General features: G+C 39.7%; 23 protein-coding genes. 5 read left to right on the top strand and 18 right to left on the bottom strand.

Annotated features, from left to right (window positions below; genetic code table 11):
* Window positions 1-123 precede the first annotated feature (123 nt).
* The 5 genes from Q8P28_04375 to Q8P28_04355 all read left to right on the top strand — a co-directional run bounded on the left by Q8P28_04375 (window position 124) and on the right by Q8P28_04355 (window position 1,591).
* Entirely contained in the window at window positions 124-309 is a 186-nt protein-coding gene (locus Q8P28_04375; GenBank protein ID MDP2682032.1) for a hypothetical protein, read from the top strand.
* Entirely contained in the window at window positions 306-572 is a 267-nt protein-coding gene (locus Q8P28_04370; protein MDP2682031.1) for a hypothetical protein, read from the top strand. The genes Q8P28_04375 and Q8P28_04370 overlap by 4 nt, the downstream gene beginning before the upstream one ends.
* A gap of 272 nt (window positions 573-844) precedes the next feature.
* Window positions 845-1,168, top strand: coding sequence for a hypothetical protein (locus tag Q8P28_04365; GenBank protein ID MDP2682030.1), 324 nt, complete (start codon window positions 845-847; stop codon window positions 1,166-1,168).
* A 12-nt stretch (window positions 1,169-1,180) separates the two neighbouring features.
* Window positions 1,181-1,396 carry a hypothetical protein gene (locus Q8P28_04360; protein ID MDP2682029.1) on the top strand — a complete coding sequence of 72 codons (216 nt, stop codon included), beginning with the start codon at window positions 1,181-1,183 and terminating at the stop codon, window positions 1,394-1,396.
* Entirely contained in the window at window positions 1,397-1,591 is a 195-nt protein-coding gene (locus tag Q8P28_04355) for a hypothetical protein (GenBank protein MDP2682028.1), read from the top strand.
* 194 nt (window positions 1,592-1,785) lie between these two features.
* Here the strand turns inward: Q8P28_04355 and Q8P28_04350 are convergent, their stop codons facing one another.
* The 18 genes from Q8P28_04350 to Q8P28_04265 all read right to left on the bottom strand — a co-directional run bounded on the left by Q8P28_04350 (window position 1,786) and on the right by Q8P28_04265 (window position 13,299).
* Complete coding sequence (locus Q8P28_04350; GenBank protein ID MDP2682027.1) at window positions 1,786-2,247, bottom strand: 3TM-type holin; 462 nt, start codon at window positions 2,245-2,247, stop codon at window positions 1,786-1,788.
* 22 nt (window positions 2,248-2,269) lie between these two features.
* The gene (locus Q8P28_04345) at window positions 2,270-2,470 is read right to left on the bottom strand and encodes a hypothetical protein (GenBank protein ID MDP2682026.1); all 201 of its coding nucleotides are present in this window, start codon (window positions 2,468-2,470) and stop codon (window positions 2,270-2,272) included.
* Window positions 2,467-2,925 (bottom strand): hypothetical protein, encoded by a 459-nt coding sequence (locus Q8P28_04340; protein MDP2682025.1) that lies wholly within the window; start codon window positions 2,923-2,925, stop codon window positions 2,467-2,469. Before Q8P28_04340 ends, Q8P28_04345 begins: the two co-directional genes overlap by 4 nt.
* A 354-nt stretch (window positions 2,926-3,279) precedes the next feature.
* On the bottom strand, window positions 3,280-3,576 hold the full coding sequence (locus tag Q8P28_04335; GenBank protein ID MDP2682024.1) for a hypothetical protein: 297 nt from the start codon (window positions 3,574-3,576) through the stop codon (window positions 3,280-3,282).
* Window positions 3,577-3,688: 112 nt separating this feature from the next.
* Window positions 3,689-4,057: a VRR-NUC domain-containing protein gene (locus Q8P28_04330; GenBank protein ID MDP2682023.1), complete on the bottom strand. Its 369-nt coding sequence runs from the start codon at window positions 4,055-4,057 to the stop codon at window positions 3,689-3,691.
* A gap of 166 nt (window positions 4,058-4,223) precedes the next feature.
* Window positions 4,224-4,433, bottom strand: a complete 210-nt coding sequence (locus Q8P28_04325) for a hypothetical protein (GenBank protein ID MDP2682022.1) — start codon at window positions 4,431-4,433, stop codon at window positions 4,224-4,226.
* Window positions 4,423-4,938, bottom strand: a complete 516-nt coding sequence (locus tag Q8P28_04320; GenBank protein MDP2682021.1) for a hypothetical protein — start codon at window positions 4,936-4,938, stop codon at window positions 4,423-4,425. The genes Q8P28_04325 and Q8P28_04320 overlap by 11 nt, the downstream gene beginning before the upstream one ends.
* Window positions 4,939-5,160: 222 nt before the next feature.
* Window positions 5,161-5,475: a DUF2200 family protein gene (locus Q8P28_04315; protein ID MDP2682020.1), complete on the bottom strand. Its 315-nt coding sequence runs from the start codon at window positions 5,473-5,475 to the stop codon at window positions 5,161-5,163.
* Between the two features lie 12 nt (window positions 5,476-5,487).
* Entirely contained in the window at window positions 5,488-5,826 is a 339-nt protein-coding gene (locus tag Q8P28_04310; GenBank protein MDP2682019.1) for a hypothetical protein, read from the bottom strand.
* Window positions 5,823-7,454, bottom strand: coding sequence for a hypothetical protein (locus Q8P28_04305; protein ID MDP2682018.1), 1,632 nt, complete (start codon window positions 7,452-7,454; stop codon window positions 5,823-5,825). Before Q8P28_04305 ends, Q8P28_04310 begins: the two co-directional genes overlap by 4 nt.
* Window positions 7,455-9,011, bottom strand: coding sequence for a hypothetical protein (locus Q8P28_04300; GenBank protein MDP2682017.1), 1,557 nt, complete (start codon window positions 9,009-9,011; stop codon window positions 7,455-7,457). It lies immediately after the preceding gene.
* 3 nt (window positions 9,012-9,014) lie between these two features.
* Entirely contained in the window at window positions 9,015-9,818 is an 804-nt protein-coding gene (locus tag Q8P28_04295) for a phosphoadenosine phosphosulfate reductase family protein (protein ID MDP2682016.1), read from the bottom strand.
* Window positions 9,815-10,162 carry an S-adenosylmethionine decarboxylase gene (locus Q8P28_04290; GenBank protein MDP2682015.1) on the bottom strand — a complete coding sequence of 116 codons (348 nt, stop codon included), beginning with the start codon at window positions 10,160-10,162 and terminating at the stop codon, window positions 9,815-9,817. The genes Q8P28_04295 and Q8P28_04290 overlap by 4 nt, the downstream gene beginning before the upstream one ends.
* Window positions 10,159-10,773, bottom strand: coding sequence for a hypothetical protein (locus Q8P28_04285; GenBank protein ID MDP2682014.1), 615 nt, complete (start codon window positions 10,771-10,773; stop codon window positions 10,159-10,161). Before Q8P28_04285 ends, Q8P28_04290 begins: the two co-directional genes overlap by 4 nt.
* Before the next feature lie 45 nt (window positions 10,774-10,818).
* Window positions 10,819-11,835 (bottom strand): hypothetical protein, encoded by a 1,017-nt coding sequence (locus Q8P28_04280; GenBank protein ID MDP2682013.1) that lies wholly within the window; start codon window positions 11,833-11,835, stop codon window positions 10,819-10,821.
* Window positions 11,836-11,849: 14 nt separating this feature from the next.
* A complete protein-coding gene (locus Q8P28_04275) occupies window positions 11,850-12,164 on the bottom strand; it encodes a hypothetical protein (GenBank protein MDP2682012.1) in 315 nt (104 codons plus the stop codon).
* 16 nt (window positions 12,165-12,180) lie between these two features.
* Window positions 12,181-12,384 (bottom strand): hypothetical protein, encoded by a 204-nt coding sequence (locus tag Q8P28_04270; GenBank protein MDP2682011.1) that lies wholly within the window; start codon window positions 12,382-12,384, stop codon window positions 12,181-12,183.
* 9 nt (window positions 12,385-12,393) lie between these two features.
* Entirely contained in the window at window positions 12,394-13,299 is a 906-nt protein-coding gene (locus Q8P28_04265) for a hypothetical protein (GenBank protein ID MDP2682010.1), read from the bottom strand.
* Between the last annotated feature and the right edge of the window lie 49 nt (window positions 13,300-13,348).

The following is a 13,348-nucleotide window of genomic DNA, read 5'->3' as shown; positions in this document are numbered from 1 at the left end:
TTATTCATCTTTGAACCCAAATCAAAAAAAGAAATTTCATAATATTGTTTTTGAGAATAATTTCAAAAACCTTCAAATCCCTGATGACCCGAAGATAGCGGAACTTTTACAACACTATAATGTATGAAATCTTACATCTTTGGAGGTTATAATATGAGAATAACAGGAATTGTAAGAAGTGCAGCCCCCGCAAAGACTTGTATTCGTTGCACCAAGCTTACCGAGCTTGAGAACGAATATTTAAGGATGGAGGCTGAGGATAAGGAAATACAAAATAGAATTGCAAGGGAAAGGGAGGAGGGGAGATGAAGATAGAGATTGAGGTAACAGAAGAAGAAATAAAAAATGCAATAGAGCGGAAGGTAAGGGTTGCTATTGCCAATCAGGAAAATGCATGGGGATTTGATGAGTATATTAGAGGCGAGGTTAAAAAGGCTATGCCTCAGGTGGTGGACAAACTAATATCCGAATGTCTGTCTGATCACAGTGGGATAAAGAACAAAATAATTGAGAAAATAGAAAGGGCGATGACAGCAAAAATACAGGCTGCTCTAAAGATGAAGGAGGTGTGAAGATGATATTTTATACATTATTAACATTATTAGGTATTGCCGTATTTGGATATATCCTGCTTCACGGCGGGGATAATGGGAAGGAGTGGTAAATAACAGCGTGTGGCGGAAGAGTAGAGACGTTGGTGTTATAGGTTATCGGTCAACCAGAATATAGCACTACGGCAGTAGTTGAACGCTGGGTCACCCCGTAATAGCCATTTATATCATTGCCGTTGACGGACGGTATGTGGGTATCAAATCCCACCACGCTGATTTTAATAGGAGGAACTATGACAGCATCAAAGAAAAAAATACTTAACGGCTCGGTATGCCTTGACTGCAAACATAGGATAGTGATAACATTGCCGCCGTGTTGGAAATGGATAGAAGGGAAACTATCCAAAGAGATACAACGGCTTGATCAGAAATATATATCAAAGGAAATATGGAAAATGAACGAAGCGGAGCTTGACGACAAGGACAAGTTTGACGAAGCCTGTAGCATGTTGACAGAACTATATCAGCCGTTCTTTGACGGCGCAAGACGGCAATTAACATCTGTGAAAGGTAAGAAGTATCACACAAGCTTGCAGAAGGTGGCGTTGCCGTATTGAAAGGGGTGTTAAGTGAAGAGAGATGAGATAATTATCGGGTTGATAAAGGAAGCGATGGAGTGCTTGGAAAGTATGCCCTGTGGCTGTATAGGCGAAGATGGTGCTACCCAAGAAGAGTTATACGAAGCTACGTATTATTATAATGGTGATGCTAATTGTGATGATGATGCTAATTATCACCCAGCGCAACAGGCATGGTTACTGCTTAAGAAATGTGTGGAGTGGTAGATGAAACCAGAAAAGAAGTTTAAGAATGTATCTCAATTATTAGTTGAAGCAATAAACGAATGGAAGATTGCTATCACAGCAGCTAACAAAGATTGGGTTGATAAGGTAATTAAGATAGATAAAGTTTATATTGAAAACTGTGAAAGAATTAAGAAAGGAGGTATAGATGTTAAAAATAATCAAGTGGCTGATTAAGGTTTTTTTGCCCAGCTATCATCTGAGGAAGAAAAAGGGAAAAACCGCCACGGTAAAGGGTAGTATCTTTTGGTAAAGGGTAGTATCCTTTATGCTACCCTGCTGAAAGAATAAAAAAGGCGATGGAGATATAAGCGGCTCGGTAACATTACGGCATACTAACCGATAGTTTTTTAGATGCACACCGCTCTTTACTACCTTCTCAACCCTTTATCAATCTGTCTTAAAACACCCATGCCAAGCAGATTGCCGAGCAGGATTAAAAGTTCTGAAATATCCATTGAGGGTCTTGCCAATAAAGACCCCGCCTTCAAAGAATAAAAAATCCATAGGATAGTTGACAATAGGATCGGCGGGATATAATAGCAGAAGATTGCAATTATACAAGTCCATCCCAGCGCTGGCCGCCAGCCTGACTTAAAAAGACTCTCTGATTTTGCTTCTTCAAGGTTTATAATATTTTGGGCATTATCAACCTGTGATACAAGTGTAGTTATTTGCAGCATAATTTCAGCCTCTTTATCAGCTGAGATTTTACCGGTAATCAGAGTTTTGACCTTTTCGGCAGAGTCGGTAACACCTTCCAGAACTGATTTTATCCCATTTCCCGCTTCTTCAATTCCAGTTCCAAACAATTTTGACAATAGCCCGGCCATTTATTTATCACCTCCTTTTTATTTACTTACCTTTACCGCCTTTTACTGGCTTCTTACATGTTTTTGCCATGGTATCACCTCCTTTGTGAACTATTAACCACCTATCCGCCTCTGCTAACAGGACATACATCAACGATACATCATGGCCGCATTTAGGGCATATCCATTTTGCCCTTGATACCCATTTTGCAACGGATATATAATCGGTGCAACAATCAGTCATGGTTTTACTATCCTTATCCTGTCAGGAATATTGCGGCAATCCACATGCAACCAAGTGGGCGTGTATTCTATATTCTCAATCACCGTGATATATTTCAGCCACTCGTCTGATATATTATCCATAATCTTCTTATAAGCCGCTCCAATAGTCATACGGAGCGGCTTAATATCAAATGCCTGCCCTAACCTATGCTGGCTATATACAGCGCCTATCTTGCAAGTGATAGGCCGTAGGCCGGAGTATTCATAATCCCCGCCATCATGCCAGTTGTTGATAAACAAAGGAACACCAAGAAATTCACGGAGGCCGTCAATCATTTGTAAGGCATTCGCCGGGAAGAACATGAAGGAATTACCGCCGAATTTCTCGTAAGTATCTTTTGGAACTAATTCCCAAGTGTGGAAATAGTGCGGCTTGTATGAAAAAGTATTTACATTTATTATATTGTCTGCCATTTATCACACCCCTGGAAAGACTTATCCACCTTATCTTCGCAGGTCTTGTTAGTCTTGCAAGTCCCGCATCTAATTTCAGTCCATTCCTCAAATAACATCCCATCACGCATAGAATATTTAACATAGGAAAGTGTGTAGTTTTGGGAAACTATTTTATTGTAAGGAAGGTCTTTAACTGGGTATGTAGGTGGGCAATCGCACCCCTTTTTTAGGTATTGATTACGATATATTCTACCACAACTAAGACATGTTTCTGCTGCCGTTGTACATGTCATTATATATCCCTCCTCTTTGTAGAGTCATAAAAAACTACACTCTCTTTTGTTGCGGGGTTTAAAATTAGGATTAACCTTATCATATCTCTGGTCTTATTGAATAGATAATTATGTATATGAGGGGATTATCGTCTGCCTTGCGCCATTCGCACCAGCCTTGCTCGTGTGTCTCTATAACATTACATACACTCTCGTCTATAATTTTCATTTTGGTAAGACCAAGCCCTTTTTCTTTTAGGTCTTGCGTATCAGGTCTGTCTTCAGCAGGGCATACAATCTCGCCGCCTGGTATGTCGTGATTATTATGGCAGGCGTGAGACACCGAAACTAACACCATTGTAATTATAAATACAACGATGTTAGCGGCATACTTCACCCCTCGTTATCCCTCCAATTACAAACGAAACAATGCCAGTGTTCGTCAGGGTTTTCCTTTTCTATTACATTACCGCATTTTGGGCATTTCATGCGCCAGATATAGTTTGGCATTAGAAACTCTCCATCCCTCCCAAATATCCTATAATCATATCCCTTGCCTCAATCCAACTATAACAGGTTGCAACCGCATAACCAGCTTTTTTTAATCTGTCATGCCATTCTTTCTGATGCTCGGATAGTTTGTTTTTGTCTGCCTTCATCTCAATAAACAGTCCTGGATATTTTTTGGTCGGCCAAGCAAGAAATAAATCAGGAACGCCAGCTTTTACTCCTGACTTTTTAAGTTTAACGGCAGTTATAATATTTCGCTTCCCACCATTAGCAGAAGCAAATAAATTACACAAGGGCGGGTATTTCTTTTCGTTTAGTTCTGCCCATGTAATTAAAGCAACCTGCTCTTGATGTTCAAGTTGTTTCATTCCATATCCCTTATCACCCTAATAGCATTACGAGACACAATCTCACGCTGTTTATTGTCAAAAAACTCTATTAAGCATGAGTTCATTTTACCCCACGCCATAACACGGCATGGCCGTTTATATAGCGTCTGCCTTTTGTCGTTATTTTTCCAAGCATAATAATACTTCAACATTCCATATCCCTTATAGTCCTTGCCATTATCACAGCCTCGTTTAAATTAAAAGTATCTTTACCCTGCCTCATCAGCTCGTCAAGGACAGCTTCTTTACCAAGCCTCTTTACTGTTTCACATATTTTATCTCTGTGCTTAAATTTGCAGTCAAGCTGGGCATGTATAAGCCAGTAAACGAAATTATAAAGATGGTTATTTTCCATGCCTACCCATCTCTCTTTTGACCTTGTCTATATAATCCTGCGGTAAACCATCTCCTTTTTTCAGGAGTCCTATTACCCGCCCTTCGCCAAGATTATAGCTGATCACCGCCAAGTCCCAGTCGTTCAATCTTTTCCGCAAATAACCCATATATGCCACTGAAAACCTGATTGCAAATTCGTCATCCCTTAATAATTTCCAAATGATTTTTTCGTCATCTTGCGGTATGGGAATTGACCAAAACTTTGCCGCAGTCCTTACGGCCCCTACTTTAGTCTGCCCGCAGCCAAAGCTTGCATCAAGCTCGCCAACCTTTTTTTGGCAATTATTACTTTCTACCTTCATCACCGCCTGCATTGTTTTTTCCCATTGCCGCCAATATTTGCCCATGTATTTTTGACTGTATATGTGAATGTATTGTTTTTGCTTTACAGATAATTCTTGAGCTATAGCCGTATTGGAAAGAAAAACCATAACGACACATACGGCAATTATAAGGTATCTCAATCATTTAACCTCCTTTTTCAGACCCTCCCACTGTTGTTGTAGTAGTTGTGAGCGTTTTCCCCCTCCCGCATTGTGGACAGCCATTGTGGCAAATAGAACAGTATTTACAGCCGCATTTGCAAAGGACAGTGTTGCAAATATGATAATATTCTGTGTTATAATATCCCACTATCTTGCCCATTTGATACTATTACTAACATAGATGTATATATCTTTCAAGACCTAATGCCCTTCTCTTTCCCCGCTGCGCCTTTCTATTAACTTATCAAGTTTATTATCCATTCTTATTTGCAATTCTTTAAAATCATTTAATTGTTGCTGGAGTGCATCCGTTCTTATATTGCAAACAGTCCCGTGCTGGTCTGTTATTAGCTTGATTTTATCATTAAGCGCTATCTGGTCGGCTTCGTAAGTATCTTTATGGACTCTCTTGCTGATTTCTTTCTTTAAATCTCTATTTTTAATATAAGAGATTAACCATGTAACCAATCCGCCTGCCGCCGTGCCTGCCCCTGCGCTTTCCAATATATCACTCATCAATGCCTCCATTTATTTATTTACTGTTTTCATAAAGGCATCTATTGCTTTTATGGTTATATCGTTATTTTGCTTAATTAAAGATATTATCTTGTCAAGGTCTTTTTCTGGTTTTATAGGTTCTTCTTTATCATCCTCTTTTGCCTTTGGTTCTGGCTTAACTTCTTCTTCTGCCTTCGGGTCTTCCTTTACTTCCTCTTTTTTTACAATTTGAGTAAGTTTAAGTAACGCCCTATACATATCCGTTATCTTCATGTCAGGATAATAAGTCTTGTGCATATACTTGAAAAACTCCCCAATCTTCATATCGGAGTATTCAGGGAAGTGGTCTTTAATTTTCTGTAGGTTCATTTCTGTTCTCCTTTTATGCCAAATGGGTCTGTTGATAGTGGTGGCGGCGGTTCTATCTGAGGGTTACTTTTGTTATATCCCCCCAACTTCTCTTTTATTTTACTTATCTTCTCTGATTTATTAAACATTTCCTTTATAATCGTGTTAGGGTTATTCCTCCACTTATACCACGACTTTATACCATAAGCTGTTGCAGATGAAGCCATCATTGCGGGGTTTGCGTTAAGTAATCCATAAACTGCTGTAGGTGCTGTAAATATGTCCGAAAAGTCTATTAACCCCTTGACATTCTTTCTTGCATCTACGATAGCCCTTCTATTCACATCTCTTTCTATTGATTTTAAATTTCCGTATGAATTTTTAAGTTGTTGGTATTCTTCGCCTGTGGTTTTTTCAATAATATCGTCCAGCCCTTTTCTTAAATTATTAACAATAACTGCATCCATAGAAGCCTTACTGTAACTATCAAATGAAGGATTTTTATAATATGACTCTAAAGATTTATTCAGCATTGTAATCGCATTTTGTGCTTCTTCTGCCGTTAAACTTCCGGCCTTCGTCAACCCCTCTATTCTCTTAGTAGCATAATCCACAACTTCAGGACGGAAAGTTCGAATTTCTTTACTGGATGTAATGTTAGATAATTCTTGAATAATAGGCTCAAGCTCTACCTTTATCCCTTCCTTCCCTGTTTGTTTAGCCAAAGCATCGTATTTATCAAATACGCTCTTTTTAGTTTGGGATATAGCCTCTGTAAATTGATTGAGTGTTTTAGGTAATTCGTTTTTAATCGGCAAACCTGCTTCATCCATAAACTGTAAATTTGACTTGTTTTTTACTATACTTTCAACTGCATCTGATGATTTTTTATAATAATCTTGTCTTTGATAGGATGTTCTACCGGCCGTTTCAACCGATGGCCTAACCCCTTTATTCATTCCATTTTCTACATTTTTAATAAATGCTTTATCTAAATTTTCTATTGTTGTGCCGAACTTCTGTTTTAATACCTTCCCTGTTTTCAAAGCTCCTTTTTTAGCACGAGGACTTCCTATTAAATATGGAGACGCCTCGCCTAAAGACTCTATTGTTGAACCAACAGCAGCAGCAGGTTCTACACCAATTATCGGTTGTAGTTTTTCCTGTGCCTTTTCTCCGATAGGTTTTGCAATTTTATGAGGTATACTAAACACATCCCCCACAAATTCCATTGACTTTTTTGCAGAGGTTGATTTTGGTGAATATGAAACATAAGGCGATATGGTTTCTTGAATGTCCTTTATAGTCTGCGCGCCTGCATCTGCACCGCTTGTTATAGTTTTAGCCAGCCCACCCAGCCCAGCAATAGCAGGAACGGCTACAGCTCCTACGGCCCCACTTGCAAGACCAAGTGCTGTTTCAGGAACTCCAAGAGCAATATCGCCTGCAAACCTGCCCGCCTTTGAGAGGAAGCTTTCTTCTTTAGGCTGTGTAGTGGTGGGAGTTTTAAAAGAAGATAAAACCTTGTCCTGTTCTATATCTGGCAGACCTGCATAATCGGTATCTATCCGTTGCAACACTTTCTTTTGTTCTATAGGTGGCAGTCCTAAAAATTCAGGGTCTTTTATAACTTCTTGTGCTGTTGGCATTTATTTGCCTCCAAACTTCTTTAAATACTCTTCCGCTGTCTTACTATTGCTTTTCTTATATATAGACGGTTCTTCAACTGTCATACTATATGGCATAGCCTCTTTACTGTATTTACCTTCTATCTCTTTTGCTGTTTTGTTGTGCATCTTTATCTGCACCCTTTGAGCGTTTTCAGCAATATCAAGTAATTTCCTCATAGATTGTTCGTTAAGGGTTATTTTCCCGCCAGCTATCCTTTCAGCATAATCCCTGTCTGCGTCTGACAATCCAGTGCCAGACCCAAAATCTTTTATGATTTTACCAACTAATTTACCTGTTGCCCCTGCAAATGTTTCTGTATTGGACGCTGTTTCGCCGCCTATATTTATACCGGCAGTCTGCAACATTTTATCTATTGCAAGTTTATAGGTCGCTCCAGTTCCAGCATAAATACCGGCATCTAATTGCTTTCTTGCATCATATATATTGCCTATTGTATTAGCTGACAGAACGGCGTTTTCTCTTGACTTAGTAAAACTTTCCGCCGCATGTTCACCTAATTTACCTAAAAATTTATTATCTGCTCCGACATTTACTGTTGTTGAAGGTGGTTTAAATCTTTCGCCACCCATACCTTCAATTTTCTTTATCGGGTTGCCTTTATCATCAACTTGCCAATATTCAGTATTAGAGCCTACATCAAATTGTTGAATTTTCCCTTTCTCTGCCTTCCCCCTCCCCTCTATCCTCTTCTCCAATACAGACTTAGATAAGCCTTTGTTTTCGGCTATTATAGCCTCTTGTTCTGGCGTATAGGTAGGCGATAGAAGCCCAAGGTTTGATGTTATCTCACTTGGCCTATTGTCGGGTAATAATATTAAATTACCTGCGCCCTGAAACTTCTCTAATTCGTGTTGCTTGAAAACTGGTTGGTATGGTATATTATCCTTCATCTCAAGGGTTAAATTTCTCAATAATCCTTCATTGCTACCGCCTAAAACAGTTTTATCTACCTGTTTATAATCATTTGGCGATACTGCTAAAGTATCAGGTGTATATATTTGAGGTTTAATCCCCTGCTGGGAAAGGTCTGTCTGCCGTAAGCCTTCTGTCTCCTTTTGACCCTGAATAGTCTCCCACATGTTTTTTGATTGAGCTTCGGATATTTGGTTTTTTTGAGCAATAGTATTAAACCCTGCAACATCTCCATTTTCAGCAGCCTCTGCCATTCTTGTTATAGCTGTCATAGAGTCTGGGTTAGATAAAAGCTGCACCAATTCCATAGCTTCGTTTTTGGATATGTTTAATGATTTAGCACCTGCCTCTATAAAACCTGCCCTTTTATTGTCGGGTAGCTTTAAACTATACTCTATCAGCTTCATCATCCCCTCTTGTTTATGCTTTTGCGCCGCTGCCGTCTGCCGTTGAGTATATCTCTCATTTTCAAGGTTAAGCTGTTTGTCTGCCTGCCCTTGCCGGTGTATCATCATGCCAGCAGTTAAGCCCTGCAACAGCCCTTGATTGGCTGCTTCGTATTTACTTGGGAACGGCACACCTCCATAATATCCACCAGGCATAGTCTATACCTCCTCTAAATTCATATATTCTTTCAATGTCTCTGTATACGCCTTAAGCCTCTTTTTGTAGTCAATGAGTTTGCCCATATTCTGCACTTCCTTCTTTTCTTTCTCACAGTAAACATTCTCCTGCTCATTCGGGTCAAGGCATTTAACACACGCCGCATGATAGTTTTCATTGTAGGTCTTATCCTTAAACTCAACACCATCTTTACCATATCTCTTTTCGTTATATGGAACATTGTTACTATGGATATATTCCCAAATATCAGCGTCAGTCCAGTCAAATAACGGATAACATAAGCTCACATTCCCTGATTGTATGAGGTCTGTTTTCAATTCCACCTTGCCCAGCAAGGCATCTATATCAGCCTTTTTATGTCCAGACAATACAGCGTCCCATTTAAAATTATATCTCTCACAAGTAGGCTTCATTAAAATATCTTCCATTGAGCAGGCAAAATGTCCGTTAGGATTGGAAAGTTCTATTGCCTTATATACATAATTACCGCCTATCATGTAAAAGCCCACTCCGTCCATCTTGCCATGCCTATAAACAATATCGTTTATGGCAGGCGGAAAGTCATAAACCTTTAAATGCCACTCATCTATAATCCGATTGGCAAATTCATATTTCTTTAATTGTGAATTTTCCCTCCATAAAATAACAGGTATGTCTTTTTTTATCTGCCTTGCTAAATGCAAAAGCACAATAGAGTCCTTCCCGAAACTACATAATATAACAGGATTGTTATAATTGAAAAATATCAACTCAAGTTTTTGAAGTGTTTCTTTGACAAGGTTCATCTATTTATTTCCTTATATTTATATTTTGAGGCATTAAAATAAATCTTCGCAAAAGCTGCAACCTCTTTACTGTTAAAAGGCTTACAGGAAAAGATATTCAAGTATGCCGATTTGTATTCATCTGAAAAATGCCCAGTAACAGAGCTTGTCTCTATGAATTGGAATATAGAATATCCCTTTGAATATTTATTGCCAAAATAACACACATAAGCGTCTTTATATCTTTTCATCTTAATCAGATCGCACAATTCATAAACAAACCTCTTTATATCTCTTTTGGACAATATCCTGTCAGAGCAGCCAAATAAATCTAACACTAATTCCTTGCCATATTTTTTTATCATACAGCCGCCGCTATTATAGTTACAACTGTGCTTACTACCGTTTGTGTTGTTGCCGCCTTTTTATTAGCACTATTCTGTTCGTCCTGTAAGTCCCTTGAGAACTGCTGTTCCCTTAATGCCATATACGGCTGCAATGCACTACCAATACCACTTAACAACTGCAAGTCGTTTGCACTTGTATTTTTATATCTATCCGTATCTCTTGCCTTTAAGTTAGAAAGTAACCCCTCTCTTTGCGATAATAGGTTTGCGCCGGACTCCAGCCCGCCCCTGTTTATACCCTCTCTTAATATAGCCGCATTTCTGTCGTATTCTTCTTTTGCTTGTGCATTGGTATTGACAGGCATTTTACCAGCCCATTTTAACAAGCCCTCTTCCATCTGTGGGCTTGTATATGTCCCTTTAAGCCTGTTCATCTGGTCTGACTTAAACCTTGACAAGAAAGGGTCTTGAGTAGATATATCGGGTATACGCTCTATCATACCAGAGGCATTACGCCGCAACCCTAAAGACTCAAGCATAAACGGCTGCATATCTTTAAGGCTTTTGTTTTGCCTCGCCAACTCATTGCCTTGCATCCCTAATAATTGGTCTTCATATAATCCACCCATAAAACCTCCTAATCTTACCTATTAAAAGAATATCTACTGTAATCTCTATTTTGTTGTTGTTTTTGGCTGATTATAATATTTATATCCCGCATACGCACCTAAACCTGCCCCTGCTGCTAACAGTCCATACTTCCCTGCTGTATCTGCCGCCTTATTAGCCGACTCTTGGTTCGCCATTCTGGTATTAAGTAAGCCTTGTAATAAATACGGATTTTGAGCATTACCATAAGAATTAACCAAAGAATAAGTGGGGCCGCCAGCACCTTCTAAACCGCCTAATCTCCGTTGTGTAAGGTCTGATATACTTGCCTGCCTCTGGTTGAGAAGTCCTGCCGCCGTGTTGTAATCACCATGTCTTGAAGCTTCTTTTGTAGCTTCGGATGTAAGCATGAAATTACCCTGCTGCTTAATGCCTGGCGTCCCTTCCCGCCAAAACCTGCCGCCCTTCCTTGACATAGCCTCACCCATACCTTCTTCTTGCAGGTCCAGCGTTCTCTGTGTCGCAAGGTCAACCGGTAAACGGCCTTCCTGTGCTGCGGTAAGATGTTCTTTATATAAATCTTCAAGGTCTTTCTCTGCCTGCTGTTCTGGCGTTAATGCTGCCGGTGGTATCTTCTCAAGCTTACCATCAGCCCCATACCGCAATCCCATAGACTCAAGGATAAACGGCTGTAGTTCCTGATTTAACTTCTCTTCGTTTTGCAGTGTTTCAAATTGCCGCTTTTGGTATAGTTGCTCTGGAGATAGCCATTCACCATTAGGGCCTCTATCGGCTTTAAATGCAAGAAATACAGGAGAATTCGGTGAACGGTCTCCGTCTTGAACAAGGGATTGCTGTCCTTCATCCCCCAGCCATCTTTCATAAATGAAAGCATCCTTTGGCGGCAGGGTTCTAATATTTGCATACGGTGAGTTTAATGCATAGCTTGGCTCGACACCTGGGCGTCTCCCCATCGGCCCCCTTAATTCTTCGGCAGTGAGCGGGGGTCTATTCGCCGCTCGTTCTTGTTCTGCCAAATATTCTTTTATATCAACTACTGATGGTGCTTCTCTTGGCGGCATATATACCTCCTTACTTAAAATTTTAAATACTTCATCTTCACACTTGCAATATGTTCTTGCCAAGTATTTGTGCCATTAACCTTATCATCGTAAATCATAGCCAACTGGTCCTGAACAGAGGCATAGGCTTTAGACCTATGCCGTCTTACTTCATCTATTCGGACTTCTTCCTTAACTATACTATCCCAAACCGTCTGTAATTCTATAAGGGATGGAGTTAATCTTGTTTCAAGTTCATGGGGTTTAATTTTAGCATAATCATTTTCAAAAACAATACCTTTCCAGTCTGGAATTATTTTCAATATACACCTTACAATATCAATATCCATGTAACCCTCCTTTAGCCTAATGCCTCTGTAATTGTAATAGACGATATATGAGCCCCATTGAATAACGCCCCTTACTTGCAAGGTCTTGCTGCCCAGGGTCGTTCAACCAATTCTGATACGCCATTGATTTACTAAAGTTACCTCTGTTCTTTTCTCCCTCTATCTCGCCGTATTTTTTAATACCAACTCTATCGTCTGAATCTTTAAAGAAATTCCCCATACCTACCTCCTAAAATACTACATATCCAAATGAAGCCCTAAATGTAATATTGCTTGTAGTTGTAGCTATCCAATTTAATTCCACTTCATTATTTGCAACATCTGCCAATACTACACCGTGGTCATTTAAGGCATTAGCTGTATCTAAAAGTCCCACAGCATCCCCTGAATTTGCAAAATCAGAGGCAACAGGTAAAGAAAATCTAAGCCTTGAAGTAACACCACTTGTCGTTGCGTCTGCGGAAAATTCCACAAAAGCCGATATAACATTACCTACCCTAAACCAATGTCCTTGGACAGGAACGCAAGTGTCTAAATTCGCAACCAGTGTCGCTGTAGGTGTCCATGTGCCAGAACGAGGGGTGCGGACATTTAGAAGCCTCATATCCGTTCCGTCATAAACCATTATACCCCTGTGTCCTGCCAGTATATCTTTTGCCAAAAGGGCATTGCCTTCTTGGTCTACTATTGTCTTCGCTCCTAATGAATTAAGATTGATAGTCGGGCCTAAAGCAGTCATTGCATTGGTGAATGTAACAAAATAAGGTATTCCTGCCGTATATGCCGTTATTGCAGGGTCAAGAGTTGCGGCATAAGTATTAGTTCCAGTTGCTGCAACAGTTACGAAATGTTTTAAAGATAATTTGGGGTCTTGATACCAATATGTCTCACCTGTAATTAGGACATCTTGGTATCTTATCCTCTCCAATTCCCCCTGTGCCGATGTAGGTTGACTTTCTACTGAGGCAGGATAAGGGTCTGTAGTAGTTCGCATCTCTGCCAAAGACGCCGAATAATCATCCATGCCTGCAAAGGTGAAGTTGTTGAGGATATTTGTTTCTATCCCATTTAGATTAACAGCCGTAAGCACTTCGCCTGCTACAAAAGTCCGGCTTCTACTAAAAGTTGCTCCCATCTTACACCTCCTTCTTTTCTTCTGTTAAGTTGTATTCCTTATTTAAAAA

The organism is Deltaproteobacteria bacterium, from assembly GCA_030690165.1.
Classification (GTDB): Bacteria; Desulfobacterota; GWC2-55-46; order UBA9637; family UBA9637; genus JACRNJ01.
This window is presented reverse-complemented; position numbering and strand designations above follow the sequence as displayed.

Excerpts from the sequence above, each read along its gene's own strand:
- Q8P28_04375 (MDP2682032.1), top strand. The coding sequence starts at position 124 with ATGAAATCTTACATCTTTGGAGGTTATAATATGAGAATAACAGGAATT.
- Q8P28_04370 (MDP2682031.1), top strand. The coding sequence starts at position 306 with ATGAAGATAGAGATTGAGGTAACAGAAGAAGAAATAAAAAATGCAATA.
- Q8P28_04365 (MDP2682030.1), top strand. The coding sequence starts at position 845 with ATGACAGCATCAAAGAAAAAAATACTTAACGGCTCGGTATGCCTTGAC.
- Q8P28_04355 (MDP2682028.1), top strand. The coding sequence starts at position 1,397 with ATGAAACCAGAAAAGAAGTTTAAGAATGTATCTCAATTATTAGTTGAA.
- Q8P28_04350 (MDP2682027.1), bottom strand. The coding sequence starts at position 2,247 with ATGGCCGGGCTATTGTCAAAATTGTTTGGAACTGGAATTGAAGAAGCG.
- Q8P28_04345 (MDP2682026.1), bottom strand. The coding sequence starts at position 2,470 with ATGACTGATTGTTGCACCGATTATATATCCGTTGCAAAATGGGTATCA.
- Q8P28_04340 (MDP2682025.1), bottom strand. The coding sequence starts at position 2,925 with ATGGCAGACAATATAATAAATGTAAATACTTTTTCATACAAGCCGCAC.
- Q8P28_04330 (MDP2682023.1), bottom strand. The coding sequence starts at position 4,057 with ATGAAACAACTTGAACATCAAGAGCAGGTTGCTTTAATTACATGGGCA.
- Q8P28_04325 (MDP2682022.1), bottom strand. The coding sequence starts at position 4,433 with ATGGAAAATAACCATCTTTATAATTTCGTTTACTGGCTTATACATGCC.
- Q8P28_04315 (MDP2682020.1), bottom strand. The coding sequence starts at position 5,475 with ATGAGTGATATATTGGAAAGCGCAGGGGCAGGCACGGCGGCAGGCGGA.
- Q8P28_04310 (MDP2682019.1), bottom strand. The coding sequence starts at position 5,826 with ATGAACCTACAGAAAATTAAAGACCACTTCCCTGAATACTCCGATATG.
- Q8P28_04305 (MDP2682018.1), bottom strand. The coding sequence starts at position 7,454 with ATGCCAACAGCACAAGAAGTTATAAAAGACCCTGAATTTTTAGGACTG.
- Q8P28_04300 (MDP2682017.1), bottom strand. The coding sequence starts at position 9,011 with ATGCCTGGTGGATATTATGGAGGTGTGCCGTTCCCAAGTAAATACGAA.
- Q8P28_04295 (MDP2682016.1), bottom strand. The coding sequence starts at position 9,818 with ATGAACCTTGTCAAAGAAACACTTCAAAAACTTGAGTTGATATTTTTC.
- Q8P28_04290 (MDP2682015.1), bottom strand. The coding sequence starts at position 10,162 with ATGATAAAAAAATATGGCAAGGAATTAGTGTTAGATTTATTTGGCTGC.
- Q8P28_04285 (MDP2682014.1), bottom strand. The coding sequence starts at position 10,773 with ATGGGTGGATTATATGAAGACCAATTATTAGGGATGCAAGGCAATGAG.
- Q8P28_04280 (MDP2682013.1), bottom strand. The coding sequence starts at position 11,835 with ATGCCGCCAAGAGAAGCACCATCAGTAGTTGATATAAAAGAATATTTG.
- Q8P28_04275 (MDP2682012.1), bottom strand. The coding sequence starts at position 12,164 with ATGGATATTGATATTGTAAGGTGTATATTGAAAATAATTCCAGACTGG.
- Q8P28_04270 (MDP2682011.1), bottom strand. The coding sequence starts at position 12,384 with ATGGGGAATTTCTTTAAAGATTCAGACGATAGAGTTGGTATTAAAAAA.
- Q8P28_04265 (MDP2682010.1), bottom strand. The coding sequence starts at position 13,299 with ATGGGAGCAACTTTTAGTAGAAGCCGGACTTTTGTAGCAGGCGAAGTG.